The sequence below is a fragment of the Nostoc sp. genome (assembly GCF_036917355.1).
GTDB lineage: Bacteria > Cyanobacteriota > Cyanobacteriia > Cyanobacteriales > Nostocaceae > Nostoc.
Map to the genome: position 1 here is coordinate 58,704 of NZ_JBALDP010000021.1, position 20,074 is coordinate 78,777.

Sequence of the window (20,074 nt, forward strand, 5' to 3'; positions counted from 1 at the left end):
ATTTCAATACAAAAATAAGTAAAAGAAAAGCTGCTGTTGAGATAGATTGCTACATATTAATAAATCTTCCTAACGATGGAAGTCTTGAACTGCTACGCAGTTTGCGAAAGGCTATATGTAGGTAAATTAACAAATCTTAATTAAAGGTATTAACTACTTAAGGTATAATTATAGCGCCTTTCTTTGGGCAAAATCCAGATAAAAAAATGAATCAGAATTCTGTAACGAGCAGCAGTCTGGTGAAAGAAAAAGCCAGCGAGTTGGGCTTTCACAAAGTTGGAATTACTGCTGTAGATCGGATAAATGCCACAGAAGCACAGAGGTTACAAGCATGGATTGAACTAGGTTATCACGCTGATATGAAATGGATGGCTAATCCAAAGCGTCAGGATATCCGCTTAGTGATGCCAGAGGTGCGATCGCTAGTGTGTGTAGCGCTGAATTACTACACACCACATCAACGTCCTGAAAGTGAGGAATACGCCAAAATTTCCCGTTATGGTTGGGGAAGGGATTATCACAAGGTGATGCATGGAAAACTCAAGCAGCTATCTATATGGCTAAAATCACTCGATCCAGGCGTATTGGCTCTTTATTATGCAGATACTGGCCCGGTGCCAGATAAAGTGTTGGCTCAACTTGCCGGAATTGGTTGGATTGCCAAGAATGGTAATGCGATCACACGGGAATATGGCTCTTGGGTATTTTTGGGAGAAGTGTTGACCAATTTAGAATTAGAGAGCGATCGCCCACATACAGAACACTGCGGTAGCTGTACTCGTTGTCTTCAGGCTTGTCCTACAGGTGCAATTACTCAGCCTTTTGTTGTCGATGCTAATCGCTGCATTGCTTATCATACCATTGAAAACCGTGACAAGGAATTGCCAGAGGCGATCGCGTCTAATTTGCAAGGCTGGGTTGCTGGTTGCGATATTTGCCAAGATGTTTGTCCTTGGAATCAACGTTTTGCCCAAACAACTGATATTGAAGAGTTTCAGCCTTATCCTGGGAATATTGCTCCCCACCTGCTAGAATTAGCCCAAATCTCAGATCGGGAGTGGGATAAACGATTTCCAGCATCTGCCTTGCGGCGGATTAAGCCAGAAATGTTACGACGCAACGCCCTAGCTAATCTTGACGCATCCAGGCAGAAGAATGACCCAGAAAGTAATTATTTTTGATTTTGATGGCACAATTGCTGATACAGTAGATGCCCTTGTAAGTATTGCTAATCGTTTAGCTGGAGACTTTGGTTATAGACAAATAAGCCCAGAACAATTAGCCTTCCTTAAGAACTTAACATCAAGGGAAATTATTAAGTACTCAGGAGTTTCTCTATTTCAGATCCCTTTTCTAGTTAAAAAAGTTAAAGGGGAATTAAAAAACAAAATCCCAGAATTAAAGCCAATTCTGGGTATTAAGGAAGCATTAACAGAACTCCAAAATCAAGGATATAAACTAGGTATTATCACTTCTAATTCTAAAGAAAATGTTACGCAATTTCTCACAATCAATGATTTAAATCACCTATTTGATTTTATATACTCAGGAATTACAATTTTTGGCAAGACAACCATCATCAATAATGTCTTGAGACAAAAGCAACTCAAACCTCAAGAAGTTATTTATGTTGGAGATGAAACTAGAGATATAGAAGCATCAAAAAAAGCAAATATCCAAGTGATTGCAGTGACTTGGGGGTTTAACTCACCGGAAGTACTAGCCAAGCAAAATCCAGATTATTTAATTCAACAACCTAGCGAACTACTAGGAGTGATGAACAGTCGTTAATTAATAAATAGTTAAAAGCGGATGAACAATCGAGCGAAACAGTAAAGTGGGCAATGTCTACTAATACCAAAAACCTCAATTTTTACATTGGTGACATTGCCCATCTGACAAAATAGCAAGATATGAGGAAAAATTAATTTTTCCGTTCACCCTTTTCTAAAGCTTGTTTTACTAAATCATCACTGACATTAGTTGCATCCCCAGTCTGAGAATTCCCAACTTCTTTTGCTGACTCGATAAAATCATCGGGATTGCCAGTTGACTGTGTTTGAGGTTTTGTCTCTTGTGGCTTAGAGGCTTTCTGATTAGGTGCAGTAGCTACTTCGGCTGCTGCTCCACCTTTACCTGTGCGATCGACTTCACTCACACTGAATTTTTGTGCAGCTGCATAATCAGCATTAAAATCCACCGTTGGCGCTTTTTCTTCACCACTAGCTATGCTTTCGGCAGCTAATTGTGCATCCTGGGTGGAAGCTTCATTTAAATTGGGCTTTACTTCTTGATCGGGCATAATTAAAACCTTTAGGTAAATTTTTTATTGCTTACTTGAGCAATCATAGCAAAGCAATTGGTTTCTTTATTGCTTCCTATAGAGAGACTTGTACCTCTATTAAAAGGTAGATTAAAGCGGCAATTTCCAATAAATTTAACTCTTTCTATCGATAGTAGAATCTGATTGTCAAACTCTGCTAACAATAAGTTTGCCTATTAAATTATTTTGGAAACAAACAATAATGACTGCAAGTTACGACAAAACTATTTCTCAAGCTCAGAGCAATGAAACTCAAGAATTGGTGGATAAGTTTAACGCCTTAGATACCGATGCCAAATTAGCCTGGTTCTATTTTGTTTATAAAAAAATGGGTGATTCGATCACACCAGCTGCGCCAGCTGCGGCAGAACCAGAGTTAGCACCACTTCTGCTCGGAGATTATTTTAAATTATCCGATGAGCAGCAACTAGATATTATGCGGGATATCGTTAACCGCAAAGACACAGAATATTCTCGTGCTTATGGAGCGATAAAAGAAAACAACCAGCTACTAGTTTGGTATGCTTGGGCGGTAGCTATGGGAGATACGGTGGTTGGAATACCGTCTAGCTACCAGCCAAGTCAGGCAGTTAACGATCTGCTTTCCGAAATTGAAGGACTAGATTTTGAAGAGCAAATGTCAGTGTTTCGGACAATAGCTGGTGAAGTGGGTTACACCAATGTTAAACCGATCGCAACGCAAGCAGAAACTGGGAAAACATCAAGTTTGTAATCAGCCTTGGCGACTAAAAGTTGCGGCTACACAAACTAAAGTCCGCCCCCGCGGACTTTAAGAACCTACGAGACAGCTAACTGACTCAAGTCGGCTGGGGTGAGGTTGGAGTGTACTACTTTACCATCACGGAACCAAACGATTCGCTGAGTTTGACGGGCGACTTCTGGTTCATGTGTCACCATGACAACTGTGATTCCACTGGCATTGAGTTCGCCAAAAATATCTAAGACTTCTTGGGTTGTGCGCGAATCAAGTGCGCCTGTAGGTTCATCAGCGAGGAGTACTACGGGACGATTGACGATCGCACGGGCGATCGCTACTCTTTGTTGTTGTCCACCAGATAGTTGAGTTGGTTTGTTGTTAAGACGATTTGCTAAACCTACTCGCGTCAAGGCTTCCGTGGCGCGATCGCTTCTTTCTTTCAGACTCACACTAGCATAGACCATTGGCAACATCACATTTTCTAATGCTGTGAGTTGGGGTAACAAATGGAATTGCTGGAAGACAAAACCCAGCTTTTTATTACGGATATGTGCCAGAGATTTATCATCCATTTGCGCCACATCAATATTATCTAAGTAATAATGTCCGCCTGTGGGTCGGTCTAGACAGCCGATAATATTCATAGCTGTGGATTTACCTGAACCAGAAGGCCCCATAATTGAACAATATTCGCCTTCGTTGATAGTTAAATTAACATCGTTAAGTGCTTTGACTTCAGTTTCGCCACTGCCATATATTTTAAAGATATTCTCCAAACGAATAATTGTTGATTTAGGGACGGGATTAGAAACTAGAGAATCGGTAATTGAAATAGTGTTTGCCATAAGGATTTAGTTATTAGATGGTAGAGATGCAATTATTATAAAAATTTTGTTAATCCATAAGGCGGGCTAACTAAGGAATCATTGCTACTTTAATTACTTTACGCGCCTTCATATCAGAAAACACCTGTTCTAAATCTTTTAATGGTCGTTGTTCGCTAATAAGTAACTCAAAGGGAATTTTACGACTAGCTATCAGTGCAAGGGCCGATCGCACGTACTCTGGTGTATTATGAAACACACCTTTAATGGTAAGTTCACTATAGTGTAGCTGTTCTGTACTGATGGTAATGCTGGTATCTCGTGGACATCCACCGAATAAATTGACTGTTGCACCAGGACGGGCGCAGGCGATCGCAGTTTCCCAAACACTGGGGACACCAGTGGCTTCAATTACTACATCTGCACCCCATCCTTGGGTAAGTTCTTTCACTACACTGGGAATATACGGGATTTGATGATAATTAAAGGTCTGGGTTGCACCCAATTTCTGACCAATTTCTAGTCTGTGGTTATTACCTCCCCACAGCAAAACCTCAGCTTTCTCACTCAGCACCGCCACAAACATTAACCCGATCGCCCCATCTCCCAACACGACGACTTTATCTTTGGGCTTAATATTAGAACGCGCTACACCATGTAATACACAAGCCAAAGGTTCTGTCATCGCTGCCAATTCCCACGGCAGCTCATCGGGAATCTGCAACATATTATGCTCTACTATCGGTGCGGGAATTTTTAGGTATTGGGCAAAAGTCCCATTATTCCAGGTCAAATTTGGACATAAGGAATATTCTTGACGTTGACAAAAAAAGCACTTCATGCAGGGAGCGGAATTATTAGCGACGATGCGATCGCCTACTTGCCAATTTGTCACTCCTGTACCCACAGCAACAATTCGCCCAGCCGCTTCGTGACCAAACAGGGTTGGCGGGATCAGCATCCTGGCATGACCACCACGCCGCCAGACTTTCAAATCTGTACCGCAAGTTGTTGCAGCCCCCACTTGGATTACAACCTCTCCAGCCGCCGGAGTAGGGTCAGAAACTTCCTCTAGGCGTAAATCTTCTTGACCATAAAGTAACGCTGCTAACAAAACTTTAAACCTATTAATTAGCTCCATCCGATTTTACCAGTTGGGGCTTATTGATAGGTTTAAACGAAATCAGTATTGATTTTTAGTAGGTTTTATATATTGTTGAAAAACTAGGTATTCACCGCTGGTTGAGGAACCACACCGGTGTTCCGGGTTTCCACATTAGGCAAGCGAGTAGCAGTTAACAGCGGTACTTCTTGTCGGCACGACAGGCAAAACCAATATAGTTCACCATGACGAGCATGACGCAGGAGGGAACCACCGCAGCATGGGCAAGTGTTGGCTCTCGTACTCATACCAATGTCCTCCTTAAAAAAATTGTTGTTTTAAACTAAGTCAAAAAAGCAGTTGATTAAAACTGAATGTTAGCTGCATGAATGCGGCCATTCGATTCTATGCGGTCTTTAATAATTTGTCTGTAAACAGCTTCATATCCGTTAACCATCTGGCTAACACTAAAGTTGTTTTCTACGTGTTTTCGACAGGTTTGACGATTGAGTTCCAAAGCTGGTGGAATCATTGCCGCCATTTCTGCATAGCTATTGCAGATAAAACCTGTTTTACCGTGGGCAATAACTTCAGGTACGGAGCCGAAATTCATGGCAATTACTGGCGTACCAGTTGCCATTGATTCAATCATTACTAAGCCAAAAGGTTCTTGCCAGCTAATGGGGAAAAGAGTTATCGCAGCATTGCCCAGAAGTTTAGTTTTTTGGGCGTGGTTAATTTCACCGAGATATTCGATTTGCTCACCATCTATGTGAGGGACAATCTCTTTTTCAAAAAACTCCGAGTTTTCTGCATCAACCTTTCCTGCCATCTTCAAGCGCCAACCACTTTGTTTAGCAATGGCGATCGCATGGTGCGGGCCTTTATCTGGCGAAAAACGACCTAAAAACGCTAAATACGGAGGTTGTAAAGGTTGGGCTACAAATGGGTAATCTGCTAGCTCAATTCCGTTATAAACCGTGCCAACATAATTAAGATCGATTTGACGCTGCGAATTACTAATGCTGATGTATGGTTGCTTTTGGTAGTAGCTAAATGCGTGACGGTTGTCAGTTGTAAAATTATTGTGCAGAGTGTGGACTGTAGCAGTTGCTGTTATCAAACTCGCTAAAGGTAATGCCGAAATGCCTACATGAGAATGGATGATATCGAATTGGTCGGCACGCTGGTAAACTTGGCTGAGTTCTAGCATTTCGTACACTGCATACTCTTTCACATTTGGGTCTAAGCGTAATGCACGTGGATAAACTGCTTCTAAATGAGCCAAAGTTTGAGAATCACCAGAGGCAAATAAAGTTACCTCATGACCGCGACGAACAAGTTCATCAGTCAAGCGACTCACTACCAATTCTATTCCTCCATAATTAGGAGGTGGAACCCTTTCCCATAAGGGGGCAACTTGAGCGATTTTCATAAGTTTTTCTGGTTCAGTCTATGAAATTGTCCTCAATAATGAGCTAGATCATTATTTTATGAGTAAAGAGCATTTGTACTTACTCTTTTGACATTTAAATTAACCTAACAGGCTATCAAAAGCGCAATAACGGTTAACCGTACCGCAAATTTTCTACGAACAAATCTAATTGACTATTGGCAAAAGTCAACTCTGAGCTACACTTCTAACCGTATAGCTAATCTATTATTTGTTGCATCTGTCTTGGGGATCATAAAGAGGTAGAATGTTTTGTAGCAGAACTTACAAAATTGAATATTTAGTAGCTGACAATACTAAAATATTCAATGGGATCAAGTCATTAAAGCTTCATTTAAAGGTAATTGGGAAAGGGAAAAGAAATTATAAATATTAAGTAATTGTACAATAATTACATAATTTGTAATTAGTAATTTACAAAAATCCTGATAATTAACTAATGAAAATCGCTACTTGGAACGTCAACTCAATTCGCACTCGCCTTGAACAGGTTATCGATTGGTTAACCCTAAATCCCGTTGATGTTCTCTGCTTGCAAGAAACCAAAGTTGTGGATGTGGAATTTCCGCGATCGCCTTTTGAGGAGTTAGGGTATAACCTTTATATGTCAGGACAAAAATCTTATAACGGTGTAGCCCTGATTAGCCGCCAGCCACTCGTAAATGTCAGTAGCGGGTTTAGGGCGATTTTGCCAGATTTACATCACGAATGGGACGAGCAAAAGCGCGTGATTACTGGTGTAATTGATGGTGTGCGGATTGTAAACTTATATGTTCCTAATGGAGCAGCGGTAGGAACGGAGAAATACGAATACAAACTGCGCTGGTTGACAGCGCTACACGAGTATTTACGATTGCTGGTGTTGTCAGAATCTGCAATTTGTGTATGTGGCGACTTCAATATCGCCTTGGAAGACAAGGATATTCACGAGCAAGTGAGTACAGAAAATCACATTATGGCAACAGAGACAGAGCGCCAAGCCTTACGGGATATTCTGAAACTGGGATTTGCCGATGCTTTTCGCAAATTCACCACAGAAGGTGGAAATTATAGTTGGTGGGATTATCGCTCCGCCGCCTTCCGTCGTAACTTAGGTTGGCGAATTGACCATCACTATCTCACGCCTGTTTTATATGAACGTGCTATAAATTGTATTATTGATGTCGCACCGAGAAAGTTAACCCAACCTAGCGACCATGTGCCAGTTATTGTGGAATTTTGAATTGGGCATGGATGGGGCGGGGCATAAGAGGCAGAGGTGCGGAGGGGCAGAGGAGCAGAGGGGAAAAACTTAGTGCAACTTCTCCCCTGCTCCCTTGCTCCCTTGCTCCCCATCAATTTAACGGCTTATATATATCTTCAGAACAGGGATTGAGATAAGGACGCTGCAAATCAATTAGATGTCGCGCAAAGTGTTGGTCAATAACCCTCATCCGTTCCTCCATCGCATTTTTACCTTTTTGCCAAGCTTCCAACAAAGCATTTGCGACGATTTGGCAACGGTTCATCCCAAAACTTTCTTGTGCCGCAAATTTTTGGGTTGGTTCTTCGGCTAAACCTAACCCTGGAGCTAAAAATTTGGTAAACAAAGGAATTTCGGGCTGGAAATGGGATTGATTTTCGATATAAACAGTCTGAAGGATTGCGCGGATTGCTGGATAGTCGGGGAGTTCAAAGTAGAGTAGCCCCGAATCATAGCGTCCGTATGCAGAAGGGTTGTGGAGAACCTGAAAACTAAAGGGAATCGAGGCTGCATTTAGTTGCAGTGTCAAGCTTTCCATGAGAGCGATCGCACCCGATGCCGTAAAGTTAAAATAGATTCGCCCTGCTCCTAAATCAGCATCTGGGTTGCTTTGCCGTTCCTGTCCAACATTGCTAACTGCTAAGTAACAGCCATTTTGCAGTCGATTTTTGGGCATCCAGATTGCTATCATGTCACCCACTTTGGTAGATTTCTTACTGGATTCTAGATGGCAATCTGGCTCAACATAAAGTGTTAAACCGCCTTTAGTCACAGCCATAGTCCCATCAGGTTCTTTCCGCAACACCTGCCATCGAGGGTCAAAATAACCTATGCCGTGATTACTGGCGTGCAGTTGCTCGTAAAAGTTCCAGTCAATCTCCAAAATAGAATTATCTGCTAAATTATGCTTTTGCGGGCAATTAGTATTATCAGTATTGACTGCCAAAGTACTTTGCAGGGAGCCATTGTAATAGATTCCATAGAGAAAATTTCGCAGCAGGAGAGTGAGATACTTCTGTTGTAAATCTACGGAATTTTGTTGAAATCTATCGGCTATTTTAGTCGGCAGAGCAAAGGGTTGATAATTGGGATGGTAAATACAAAAATTAGACTCAATCTGGATATTCTGAGCAATATCAAATAGAGAATTTAGCGATTGATTGATAGAGGAATTTAGCATTAATCCATTCAGAAATCAAACTGTAATAAAATAGAATTCAGGAGTCAAAATACAGAATTCAGAATTGTGTGTTCTGATTCAAATTGTTCTACTCTCTACTGCTAACAACCACGCAGCCGAGTTTTCTCGTAATAAATCCGAAGTAACTGCTGCTCTTTCACAGGCTGAGGAAATTTATGAATCTTTGCCACAGGATTTAGGATTTCTGACTCTGACATCCCGAAAATGGTCAATACAGCTTGCTCTGGCATTACAAGTAAACTTTTAGCTACTTGAAGCATACAGAGTTCAACATTATTAAAGTGTTTCCGGCACGTAATCATCTCCTGAATTTGATGAATTAGTGCCAGTCCCGCAAACTGGAGAACGCGCGAAATAAAGTCACTGCGGTATTCCAAAATCATCGGGAAAGCATTTATATAAGCCCTAATTAAGGCAATAATTGAAGGTTGTAAAATCTCTAACGGTGTTAACGCCAAATGTAAAGATTCTTCTAACTCAAGGGTGGGGTCTACTACCAGACTCTTAAGCCAAATTCCTAAATAGCTTGCCAGTAAAGTTCCTAAATCAAAGGCTGGGTCTCCCCAAGAACAAGCTTCCCAGTCAATTAGTCGTATAAGACAATTGTCTAATTGCTCCCATCTGGAATGAACCAAAATGTTGTTCAATTTCAGGTCGTTATGAGTTAAACAGCAAGGATTCCAGCTATATGCCAAATCTGCGATCGCAGATTCCAAACTCTCGTACTGTTGATAAAGAACATAGAATTTCAGTGCATCTGTGGGAACAGTCCCAAAAATCTCCGGCCCAATCGACCCTACCCCTTGCGCTGGATTGTAAAACCCGTAGCGAAACTCTCCTTGGGGAGCAGTTGCCATAAAATCCCGATATTCTCGGCGGTTGTAGGTGGCACGATGCAGTCCCGCCAAAGTTGTGCCGATGGCAGAAGCAATTTCTTGTGGAAAAATCTCATTGTTGTGGTATAATGTCGCAAGCTCTAGATATTCATTCAAGTAGCTACGGACAAGAATCGAATTTTCTTCGTCAAAATGCACTACCAATGGCGCGATCGCTGAAGTATTACCTAGAACTGGAAACTGTTGTAGCAACTGGTGAAATAGCCACTCCTGAAACAATTCATGAGGCGCGCCGTCATTGTTGTTAACGTTACGTTCTTGTTTAATGAGCAGTTGGCAATTATCTACTAAAGTCACTAGTAAATTGAAATTGTTCTGACTACTTCCTGGCAACTCAGATTTGTCTGATGGGCCATCTTCTGAGCTACACAGACCCGCCTCTTGCAGATACTGGATAACGTTATGAGAAGACAGTGATAATACCATGTATTATTTCCTACTTCATTAAATTACTTAAACTTATCGTGTCAAATTTGCTTGGTCTTAAGAGTTTTTAGTAGATAGGAACTAATGCAAGAAGAGAAATGTGAATAAGAATAAAGATTTCTACAATCTACTAATATCTCATATTTGGGAGTAAAACCTGCCAAAATGGCACCAAGTCCTTTGCAATTCCTTTAAAATTTGCTCCCAGATACCGTGACATCTTTACAAAGAAAGGCAGAGGGTCGAAGGCAGGAGGCAAAACGGATAAGTAGTATAAATTACAACTTTAGTTCTGGGTTTAAAGCCCAGTCTTAACGGATAATTATACCGAGACTGCTTGCAGCGAGGTATAAAACATCATTGTTTCAATCCCACTCTTTTAAGGGTGGGTTGCCTCCTGCCTCCTGCCTCCTGAAACTTTATCAGCATGGTTACTTAGATACATCTAGAGTAAGTTTTGTGGTAAAGCCTTTTTTTGTGGCCAAGAAGCATCCCCAGCAAAAAAACTGATTGGTAGCAGATGTGTTTGATGTTCAGTAGTCATCCTCAAAGCAGCGAAGAATTTGAATAATCCTTCGCGATACAAAGCATGACATTCAACACTATTACTTTTATTTATCATCACCAAGCCAAAAAAACCGGAGTTTTTTAGCAATTAGTAATTATTTTTTGATTTAATTTTCAGAATTGATGTCTAAAAAGCTTGTTATCACGTTATTTTCGTCACCTACAAATTGTAGATGACTATGGGCGATCGCAAACAAAGCCTACATGAGCGCATCTTATGTAAGTGTACTTTTGTCAAGCTTGAAACAGGGTATTTTTCCAAGGCAAGGGTAACAAGTCACAGTAATATAAATGTACTAATATAATTCAAAGCAGGGAAAATCATGCCATACCAAAAACACAGGAGGGTGGTTATTGCTGAGAGACTAATGCTACCTTAAAGCCACAAATTGATTCACCATCACCGCCAATGCCAGCATACCCAAAATTATCATTAATCCCGCAGGCATAAACTTGCGTGTTTTTGCCAGTCTAAATGCAAAGAAAACTACTAAAACAGCAGTAACTAACACTGCTAAAATCGCACCCCAGGTTTGTCCTTGGAGTTGAAAGTAAGCGGCAAGTATTAATAATAAACCGCTAATACTACCACTTAGGAGTGAAACTCTACTTGTAGCTTGAATGTAGCCAATAACCCCACCCACAATCGCTAATATACCGTAGGCAAAAGCAGCAACTATACCTAAATTCATTGTTAAAACCTATGTAGACTTTGACTTTACTGCCAGGGTCAGCAGACAATTTACCATAGCTATTTAGCTATACCACACAGTTGATTGATAAATAATCAAGCGATGCCAATGGCAATTACTTCCTCATATACAAAGGTTCAATATCTCCAGCGCCAAGCAGCCTCACTTTTACTGTACCAATCTGTTCTACAAGGTGAAGTGGGGATGGCATTTCTGGAACTGTTGCAAGCTATACGTTACACTGAAGCCGATGCACGAGGTTGTCTGCAAGCCTACGGCAGTTACTTTCACGCTTTGGCTGCTAGAAATCAAAACTGGGAAGACTATTTAATTACTCAAATTCTCTTCTCTGACAATCCTTTTACAAGATTGGCGGGAGTGCGAGAATTTGAAGATTTGCCCCCAGCTTTAGTAACAGCAGTTCAGCATGATTTACAAGTATTGCAAAGTCTCTATGAGTGTAGCAGCGCTTCTTTGAGCGAGTGGGTACAAAGCGTAGCTCACATGCCGATTTCACCAGTAGTGTGGTATAAAGAGCAAGAATTGGTAGGAGTAGAGACAAAATTCATTACATATCTACAAGAGTTAGATAATTGGGGTGATGCTGTAGAAGAGTTAGCAGCTTATTATCGGCAATGTGGCTCTGGTTTATTTGCAGAATATCGCGCTTTGCGATGGCAATCTGGGCAGTTTATCGGTATTAGGTATTCTGACCCGGTTAAACTGAGTTCGCTTGTCGGTTACGAATCTCAAAAAGATGCTTTGCTGAAAAATACAGAGTTTTTATTATCAGGAGAGATGGCACTGCATGTATTACTTTACGGTAGTCGCGGTTCTGGCAAATCTTCTTTAGTGAAATCTTTGTTGAATGAATATAGCGATGCCTCCGGCAAGGGCAAAGCCCAACGCAGCCTCCGCTTATTAGAAGTGGCAAAATCTGATTTAAAAGACTTACCAGAAATTGTGGAACATTTACGGGGTGTGTCACAAAAATTTATTATCTTTGTCGATGACCTTTCATTTGAAGAAGATGATGATGCTTTTAAAGCCCTTAAGGTAGTTTTAGAAGGTAATTTAACGGCGCGGCCTCAAAATGTAGTTGTGTATGCTACTTCCAATCGCCGCCACTTGATTCGGGAGTTTTTTGTAGATAGACCGACTCCCAAGGATAACGAGGAAATCCATGCCTGGGATACGATGCAGGAGAAGCTTTCGTTTAGCGATCGCTTTGGTTTAACCTTAACTTTTGAACCAGCCAATCAGAAAACTTATTTAAAAATTGTACAACATCTAGTGGCACAAGCTGAAATTAATATTACCCAAGAAGATTTGGAATTTCAGGCATTACAATGGGCAACTCGTCATAATGGTCGTTCTGGACGTACAGCACGGCAGTTTGTTGATTTTTTAAAAGCAGATTTAACACTTTTTAATGCAAATAAAAACATATCCAACACTTAACATTAAAATTTTTTCATTGATGATTACACTTTTTTGTAACTTACAGAACAATGTTATACAAATTTAACTAAAATCATGAGATTTCATAACAATTATGATACCAAATATAGGAGAAATATCTTGATTGACCAAACATAACAATGAATTACAAACCATTTAAAGTAAGTAAGTATTTTATGTATATATGTTTTTTACTGACGAATTACAAATTATAAATTACTATGAGAGCTACTTATTCAGATAATTTAACTACGCTAAAAATCAGCAATATGCAATCAGTAACGATCGGCAATAGATTTATACTAGTGATAGTTGCCTTTAGTGTGAGTTTTGGTCTTAGCCTTGTCCCAAGCTGGGATTTTAATAAAGCCTTTCTCACAGGTGTAATTACTGCCGTTACTATCCATGCAACAGCATTATTCATAGACAAGCGACGCAGAAATTATGAAATGTTTGTTTTAGGTTCTCTCCGCAAGCGAATTAAAGAAATGGAGGGATTAAAAGCTCGTGTTGTTAGAGAAATAAATCAAATTGAAGAACATCATAATTTACTATACGCTGAATCACAACAACTGCAAAATCAAGTTATAGAAAGCCGTAGCCAAAGAGATAGCCTGCATCGAGAATTAAGAACATTTGCCGGACAAAAGAAGCAATTAGAAACAGAAGTTAGTAGCCTGCAAACTGAAATTAATAATTTACAGAACAATCAAAATGAATTGAACAATGCTTTTTCTATCCTCACAGCAGAGAAGCGCCGTTTAGAGTCAAATTGTAATGTATCTCGCGCTGAAATCACCCAATTGCAAAGTCAAATTTCTGAGCTACAACACGAGAAACAAGAAATTGAAAGTAATTTAACTCTTTTAGGCAGACTCAAACCCCAGTTAGAAGAAAAATTATACGAACTGCGAATTGCAATTCAAGAGCTAGAAGTTGAGACAACCCAAAATAATCAATTGCTTGTAGCAACCAAAACCGAAAGAGAAAATATCGAAGCTACGCTGAGTTCTTCTAAAACCCAACTAGCAGAACACAAAGCTGAATTACAGCAATTACAAGCACAAGTTTCATTATTGCAAGAAGAACGAGACTCATTACAAAATCAAGTATGGGAATTACTACAACAAGTAGAAACATTTAATCCAGAGCCTTTGTCTGATAATTCCCAAGAGTATGATATCGAATTGTTTCCATTTTCGGAAATAATTGAATCTTCAGATGTCATTGAAAATTCGAAAGTTGAGACATCAGAAAATATCCCCGAAGAATGGACTAACTTTCTCGGAAATATTCCAGGACATGAGTTACAAGTATTAAAAGCTATAGTTGAACAAGATAATCCCAATAGTGCTATTAAAAAAATTGCCGAAGCAAATATTACTATGCCAAATTTATTAATCGATTCTATAAATGAACGAGCAAATGATACTATTGGTGAATTAATAATTAATTCTGATTTGGAAAGTCCAAAAGTTTATCAGGAGTATATAAAAAATGTCAAAAAAATGATTGCGATGTATGAAGGTCTCATGGCTAGACATACTTCGTCAAATTAAATTGTTATTGCCGTCGTAAGATTTAGTAGTAAGATGATGTACCTTACCTACTTACTGCGTGCTTCTGCGTTTAGAATAAAGTGAAGTGTAATACATGGCAAAGCTCAAAATCTCGAAGAAAATCTCCACTGCTTTAATCAATTCCCTTGGTGCGGGAGTAGTACCAAGAGTGGGAGTTGAATATATCGCAGTAGGTCGAGAAAAAGAACTCAAAAGCCTATTACAAAATCTCGATGATATTGCAGAAGGTGTCGCGGCATTCCGCTTCATAATTGGTAACTACGGTTCTGGGAAAAGTTTTTTATTACAACTAATTCGCAACCGTGCGATGGAGCAAGGTTTTGTCGTAGCTGATGCTGATTTATCCCCAGAACGCCGATTAGCTGGAAGCAACAATGAAGGTGTAGCGACTTATCGAGAATTAATGAGCCACCTAGCTACAAAAACTCGTCCTGATGGTGGTGCTTTAGTCTCAATTTTAGAAGGATGGATTAATAAAATTCAACAAGAAGTGGTTAAAGAAACTGAAATGCGTCCTAATGACGATGGTTTTGATGACCAAGTTGAAGCGAAAATTAGAGAAGTAGTTCAGTATATTGAAGATTTAGTTCACGGCTTCGATTTTGGTAGCGTGATTATCGCTTATTGGCGTGGCTATCGAATGGATGATGATAATTTAAAAAATGCGGCGATGCGCTGGTTGCGGGGAGAATTTACTACTAAAGTTGAGGCGAAAGCAGCTTTAGGAGTGCGGGTAATTATTGATGATGATAGTTGGTATGACTATATAAAACTGTTTGCAAAATTTGTCGCTGAAATTGGCTATAAAGGACTGTTAATTTTAGTTGATGAAGCCGTACATTTATATCAAATATCTACCACCGTTACACGAGAAAAGAATTACAATCGACTCCTCACAATGTTTAACGACACCATGCAGTGCAAAGCAGAACATCTTGGCATTGTTGTTGGTGGAACAACCAAGTTTTTAGAAGACCCCAAACGCGGACTTTTTGCAGACCAAGCTTGGCAAAGACGCACAAAAGAAAGCCGTTTTGTTGCCCAAGCTAATGTTCAGGAACATTTAGGGCCAGTGATTCGGCTAAATCCGTTGAGTGAAGCAGAAATATTGACGCTTCTGCAACGTTTAGCTGAGATTCATGCACTTAATTTTGGGTATGAACAGACTTTGACAAATCGTGAGTTGAAGGAGTTTGTACAAGAAATTATTAATCGCTTGGGTGCAGAAGCATTACTTACACCAGGGGAAATTGTACGAGATTTTATGAGTGTGCTGAATATTCTTCACCAAAATCCAGGAATTGTGTTTGGTGAATTAATTCATGGCTCTAAATTTAAACCTACTGCTATGGGTAAAGATGCAGAAGTAGATGAGGATGGGGCGGCAGAATTTAGTTTGTGATTAATGATGAAGAGACTGAACAATAAAAGTAAGCACATTACTCTACAAAGTTTACTTTTTTGTAATTGGTAAGCCTAGCCAATCACTAAGTTCATGAGCTAGCCAATCAAGTTCTAAAAGAGTTACAGTAAAAAGATCGAGTTCATTACTGGAAATTACATATTTTTTTATACCTGCCCATATTGTTAAATAATATTTATTGAAATCACTTTTGTTTATATCTAAACGTAGAATATCTTGTCTAGAACTTGGAAGCGGATTGTGACGTTCAAGCTTAAATATTTTATAAATCAAATAAATCTGCTGTCGATTGATGTAAAGTCGCTTTCGCCCAAATACACATATATAAATCAGAATAAAAGCTACAGGGGAAATTACTAAAATACCTCTAAGTAAACTACTCCCATCACCACCTAAAACCGGAATACTCATCATAAAAAGTATAAAAAAGTAGAGAATTATAAATGTAAGTGTTTGAATAGATAATAATCCTGCGCCTGGAATGATAATTTCTATAAAATTAGCATTCTTATTCAACAAAATTTTACTACCATGAGGTTTTTTAGGAATTGAATTAATTGCCGTGCCCCTAAGCTGACTCTGATTATCCTCTAAGCTTCGCATAGCATCTTCAGTGGAAGCCAAGCGTTGACTCATAATAGGTTCTGTCATCTGCCTTAACCAACTGCTAAAACCAAGACTAATATTAGCAGCCTGTTCAAATTCAATTCGTAGGTCTGTTTGTGGTAAATCGCCTGGATGCTGACCTGTTACTAAATAAATTAAAGTTGCTCCTAAACTGTAAAGGTCAGAAGCACAGGTAGCTCTACCATTAAATTGTTCTGGTGGCATATAGCCGTAACTTCCCACAACTGTCATAGTACTGCTTGTTCTGGCGATGGTTTGCACTGAACCAAAATCTACTAAGTAGACTTCACCCACACTATTACCAGAGCGATTTGTTAATAAAATATTACTTGGTTTGATATCACGATGAATTACGGGCGGTTGACGACCATGCAGATATTTGAGAATTTCTAGAATCGCTTTTGCTAGTTCCTTAACTTCTTCTTCACTGAAACTACGCCCAGCTTTTAGTTGTGCTTCTAGAGATTGGGCTGGGATATAACTTTGTACGAGTGCAAATCCTTTACTGTTGGGTGAATCTAGCTCAAAGTAGTTAAGGTAGCGGGGAATAGCTGGGTGGGATAGTGCTTTGAGAGTTTCAGCTTCCCGCTCAAACAGTTTGAGGTCGTTCCATTCAAATTCATTACCAAAAGACAGTATTTTGACCACTACTAATTTTAGAGTTTGTAAGTCACGAGCTAGCAGCGATCGCCGTCCGGCTTTTTTGCCTAGTTCCTGTTGCACTTGATACCTTTCCAACAGGATTTCTTGGTGAGAATCTGGCGATTCTTGACTTGTCATTTGCTCATGACTCCAAAGCTTTGTTGCTTTTATAGCTTTCCTGTTTATTACTGCCCCACTGTAAGATTACTTAAGTCAGCAACAAGTATTTAGGTTGGGTGGAGGCTTTGCGTAACCTAACATCCTGATATATGTTGGGTTGCGCTCCGCTCCACCCAACCTACATCTAATGAACTATTTTAAGCTTTCGAGACGCGATAAATCGCCGTCTCTACAAGTGTTTTAATCAATCGATGGTATTGTGCGATCGCAAATCGTTTCGGTGTCACAGCATTTATGAGACATCTTTCCAATACTATTTGTACACTAGCAGAGATTAAACTGACTGGGTTGTTTACTGCCGCAGGCGTTGCAATGACTCAAATTGCTGCCAACAAAGGTACAATGCACGTGGTACGTGAAAACATCCTTTCCATTTGCCACCTTTAAGGTTCAACAATACTTCTCCACGGCGATTCAGGTAGCCAAACCATTCACCATACTCAGAATCAGCAAAGTGTGACCAGGCGTAATCGTGCATCTTTTGATACCATTCCCAACACGCCTCACGCCCAGTTAGGTGATAACCCATCGCCAATGCAACCAAAGATTCTAAGTGAACCCACCACAGCTTTTGATCCCATTCCAATTGTTGTGGGGGATGACCATCTGCATCTATAAAGTAATACAATCCGCCGTACTCGCTATCCCAAGCAAAATTCAGGATGTTTAACACCACATCAACGGCTTGGTTAATAGTTTTGATGTCGTTTTGGCGACGGGCGATATCCATGATGAACCACATCGCTTCGATACCGTGACCTGGATTAATTAGCCGTCCCTCAAAACAATCGATGTGGGAACCGTCAGGGGCAACGTTTTCGTACATTAGTCCCCGTTCTTGGTCGAGAAAATCTGTCATCACTTCCCGGACTGTCTCAGCTAGGACATTCTCTAGTGTTTCTTTTGGTAGCAACCATTCCATTTCTAAAGTCAGGTTGGCTAAAATCATCGGTACAGCCAATGATTTCATCGGGCGTGTGCCGGGATAGGTTTTATTATATTTGCCCTTTGGGTTATCTTTGCGGCGTAATACGTTGTTATAAGCTTGTATCGCCACATCCTTTGCCCATTTTTCGCCGCCAGCGAGTGCATATTGACTAAATGCCATCGCCGCAAAGCAATCAGAAAAAATATTGTAAGGGTGAACCAATGGTTTCCCTTCACGGGTGAGGGCAAAGTACCAGTTACCATCGCTATCTCTGCCATGTTTGGCGAGGAAATTAGCGCCATTGCTGGCAATTTTTAGCCAATTTTCGCGCTTTTCTAGCTGGTTGTAAAGCATCGAAAAAGTCCACACTTGGCGGTTTTGCAGCCAGATGAATTTGTCTGTATCATAAATTTTGCCTTCGCGATCGAGGCAAGTAAAATAGCCGCCTTGCTCCCAGTCGAGGGAATATTTTTCCCAAAAAGGGAGTACGTCGTTGAGGAGAGCGTTTTTGTAAAGTTCAGCGATTGCTTGAAAATTATACTCCATAAATTTCCTCCCCTTTTGTGCTAAAACCAACAGCTTAACAGTTATCATATTTTGGCTCTAATATGGAGCGTAGGCGTAGCCCGTCGTAGACATCGCGTCAGCCTTTTACAAGATTTAGTCAGCAGAAGCTATACTTCTATCTTGGATCTTGCATCATTCTCAATAACCGTAGGGTAGTTTTTTAGAGATGAGGTTGTTATGAGTCAGATTGAACGAGTTGCGATCGTTGGAGGAAACCACGGTAATGAGTTAACAGGAGTACATTTAGTCAAAAAGTTTCAGCAATATCCTAATTTAATTAACAGGGCAAGTTTTGAAACTCTGGCATTACTTGGCAATCTCAAAGCTATTGAAGAAGGCAAACGATACATTGAAAAAGATTTAAATCGTTGTTTCACTAATCAAGGTTTACAAAATCCCCAACTCTCAAGTTATGAAGATATGCGGGCAAAAGCAATTCAACAGATATTGCAACCGCAAAATCAGCCCTTTGTAGATGTAATTGTTGATTTGCACAGCACAACTGCGAATATGGGGTTAAGTCTGATTTTTTGTGATATGCATCCTTTCTTGCTGCGGTTAGGTGCTTATTTAAGTTCTATCAATCCTTTGGTGAAAGTCTTTATTAATCAAGAATCCAAGGAAAATGGTTTTCTCCGTTCTTTGTGCGAATTGGGTTTTGTTATAGAAGTTGGGGCTGTGGCTCAAAATGTTTTAAACGCCGAATTATTTCAGGAAACAGAACAGCTTATTTATGCAGTTTTAGATTATTTTGAAGGGTGCAACCAGGGGAATATTCCGCAGACAACCAACCACCTTACACTTTATAAATACATTGAAACTGTCGATTATCCAAGAAGCGATGCCTACGATGAGCTGCGTCTACGCGGGGAAATTCAAGCCATGATTCACCCCCAGCTTCAGTTTAGAGATTATCAACCTTTGCATCCAGGCGATCCAATGTTTCTGACTTTTGAAGGAAAAGATATTTTCTATGAGGGAGCGTCTACTGTATATCCTATTTTTATTAATGAAGCAGCTTACTACGAGAAAGGAATTGCCATGTATTTAAGTCAAAAGCAGGAAGAAATAGTTTAATTTGTTCATCACCTTCGCCTCATTTTTATCTCTATTTTTATTCCCTAACACCCCTAAACCAAAAATCCCAGAACTAAATTTAAAGCTGTATGAATAAGTTCCCAGTAGTCTGACTCTAGTACACCAAGCAAACCCAAAATACGA

The 20,074-nt window shown here is 40.0% G+C and carries 18 protein-coding genes; 8 read left to right on the forward strand and 10 right to left on the reverse strand.

Features of this window, described 5'->3' with window-relative positions; all coding sequences use genetic code 11:
• The first annotated feature begins 206 nt into the window (after window positions 1–206).
• A complete protein-coding gene (gene queG / locus V7K53_RS05710) occupies window positions 207–1,181 on the forward strand; it encodes a tRNA epoxyqueuosine(34) reductase QueG (RefSeq protein WP_335196649.1) in 975 nt (324 codons plus the stop codon).
• Window positions 1,156–1,791 carry an HAD-IA family hydrolase gene (locus V7K53_RS05715; RefSeq protein ID WP_335196650.1) on the forward strand — a complete coding sequence of 212 codons (636 nt, stop codon included), beginning with the start codon at window positions 1,156–1,158 and terminating at the stop codon, window positions 1,789–1,791. Before queG ends, V7K53_RS05715 begins: the two co-directional genes overlap by 26 nt.
• A 133-nt stretch (window positions 1,792–1,924) precedes the next feature.
• On the opposite strand, the gene V7K53_RS05720 is transcribed toward V7K53_RS05715, so the two are convergent.
• Window positions 1,925–2,302 (reverse strand): hypothetical protein, encoded by a 378-nt coding sequence (locus V7K53_RS05720; RefSeq protein ID WP_335196651.1) that lies wholly within the window; start codon window positions 2,300–2,302, stop codon window positions 1,925–1,927.
• 223 nt (window positions 2,303–2,525) lie between these two features.
• Here V7K53_RS05720 and V7K53_RS05725 point away from each other — a divergent pair, with 223 nt between their 5' ends.
• Complete coding sequence (locus V7K53_RS05725) at window positions 2,526–3,056, forward strand: orange carotenoid protein N-terminal domain-containing protein (RefSeq protein ID WP_335196652.1); 531 nt, start codon at window positions 2,526–2,528, stop codon at window positions 3,054–3,056.
• A 65-nt stretch (window positions 3,057–3,121) separates the two neighbouring features.
• Here V7K53_RS05725 and V7K53_RS05730 read toward each other — a convergent pair whose 3' ends face one another.
• The 4 genes from V7K53_RS05730 to V7K53_RS05745 all read right to left on the reverse strand — a co-directional run bounded on the left by V7K53_RS05730 (window position 3,122) and on the right by V7K53_RS05745 (window position 6,402).
• Window positions 3,122–3,886, reverse strand: a complete 765-nt coding sequence (locus V7K53_RS05730) for an ABC transporter ATP-binding protein (protein ID WP_335196653.1) — start codon at window positions 3,884–3,886, stop codon at window positions 3,122–3,124.
• Between the two features lie 70 nt (window positions 3,887–3,956).
• Window positions 3,957–4,979 (reverse strand): zinc-dependent alcohol dehydrogenase, encoded by a 1,023-nt coding sequence (locus V7K53_RS05735; RefSeq protein ID WP_335196693.1) that lies wholly within the window; start codon window positions 4,977–4,979, stop codon window positions 3,957–3,959.
• 110 nt (window positions 4,980–5,089) lie between these two features.
• Window positions 5,090–5,275 (reverse strand): hypothetical protein, encoded by a 186-nt coding sequence (locus tag V7K53_RS05740; protein ID WP_104909358.1) that lies wholly within the window; start codon window positions 5,273–5,275, stop codon window positions 5,090–5,092.
• Window positions 5,276–5,331: 56 nt separating this feature from the next.
• Window positions 5,332–6,402: a glycosyltransferase family 4 protein gene (locus tag V7K53_RS05745; RefSeq protein WP_335196654.1), complete on the reverse strand. Its 1,071-nt coding sequence runs from the start codon at window positions 6,400–6,402 to the stop codon at window positions 5,332–5,334.
• A gap of 457 nt (window positions 6,403–6,859) precedes the next feature.
• Here V7K53_RS05745 and xth point away from each other — a divergent pair, with 457 nt between their 5' ends.
• Entirely contained in the window at window positions 6,860–7,642 is a 783-nt protein-coding gene (xth, locus tag V7K53_RS05750; protein ID WP_335196655.1) for an exodeoxyribonuclease III, read from the forward strand.
• A 112-nt stretch (window positions 7,643–7,754) separates the two neighbouring features.
• On the opposite strand, the gene V7K53_RS05755 is transcribed toward xth, so the two are convergent.
• The 3 genes from V7K53_RS05755 to V7K53_RS05765 form a co-directional block, all read right to left on the reverse strand.
• Entirely contained in the window at window positions 7,755–8,843 is a 1,089-nt protein-coding gene (locus V7K53_RS05755) for a T3SS effector HopA1 family protein (RefSeq protein WP_335196656.1), read from the reverse strand.
• Between the two features lie 101 nt (window positions 8,844–8,944).
• Window positions 8,945–10,186 carry a phosphotransferase family protein gene (locus tag V7K53_RS05760; protein ID WP_335196657.1) on the reverse strand — a complete coding sequence of 414 codons (1,242 nt, stop codon included), beginning with the start codon at window positions 10,184–10,186 and terminating at the stop codon, window positions 8,945–8,947.
• A 938-nt stretch (window positions 10,187–11,124) separates the two neighbouring features.
• Window positions 11,125–11,445, reverse strand: coding sequence for a TMEM14 family protein (locus V7K53_RS05765; protein WP_335196658.1), 321 nt, complete (start codon window positions 11,443–11,445; stop codon window positions 11,125–11,127).
• 102 nt (window positions 11,446–11,547) lie between these two features.
• Here V7K53_RS05765 and V7K53_RS05770 point away from each other — a divergent pair, with 102 nt between their 5' ends.
• From V7K53_RS05770 to V7K53_RS05780, 3 genes are all read left to right on the forward strand, one after another.
• Entirely contained in the window at window positions 11,548–12,906 is a 1,359-nt protein-coding gene (locus V7K53_RS05770; RefSeq protein ID WP_335196659.1) for an ATP-binding protein, read from the forward strand.
• A gap of 221 nt (window positions 12,907–13,127) precedes the next feature.
• Window positions 13,128–14,465 (forward strand): tellurite resistance TerB C-terminal domain-containing protein, encoded by a 1,338-nt coding sequence (locus V7K53_RS05775; protein ID WP_335196660.1) that lies wholly within the window; start codon window positions 13,128–13,130, stop codon window positions 14,463–14,465.
• Window positions 14,466–14,559: 94 nt separating this feature from the next.
• Complete coding sequence (locus V7K53_RS05780) at window positions 14,560–15,888, forward strand: ATP-binding protein (RefSeq protein WP_335196661.1); 1,329 nt, start codon at window positions 14,560–14,562, stop codon at window positions 15,886–15,888.
• Window positions 15,889–15,939: 51 nt separating this feature from the next.
• Here the strand turns inward: V7K53_RS05780 and V7K53_RS05785 are convergent, their stop codons facing one another.
• Together V7K53_RS05785 and V7K53_RS05790 are read right to left on the reverse strand one after the other, a co-directional pair.
• Window positions 15,940–17,316: a serine/threonine protein kinase gene (locus V7K53_RS05785; protein ID WP_335196662.1), complete on the reverse strand. Its 1,377-nt coding sequence runs from the start codon at window positions 17,314–17,316 to the stop codon at window positions 15,940–15,942.
• Window positions 17,317–17,650: 334 nt separating this feature from the next.
• The gene (locus V7K53_RS05790; protein ID WP_335196663.1) at window positions 17,651–18,832 is read right to left on the reverse strand and encodes an AGE family epimerase/isomerase; all 1,182 of its coding nucleotides are present in this window, start codon (window positions 18,830–18,832) and stop codon (window positions 17,651–17,653) included.
• A 198-nt stretch (window positions 18,833–19,030) separates the two neighbouring features.
• Between V7K53_RS05790 and V7K53_RS05795 the strand changes: the two genes are divergently transcribed.
• The gene (locus tag V7K53_RS05795; RefSeq protein WP_335196664.1) at window positions 19,031–19,930 is read left to right on the forward strand and encodes an aspartoacylase; all 900 of its coding nucleotides are present in this window, start codon (window positions 19,031–19,033) and stop codon (window positions 19,928–19,930) included.
• The last annotated feature ends 144 nt before the right edge of the window (window positions 19,931–20,074 follow it).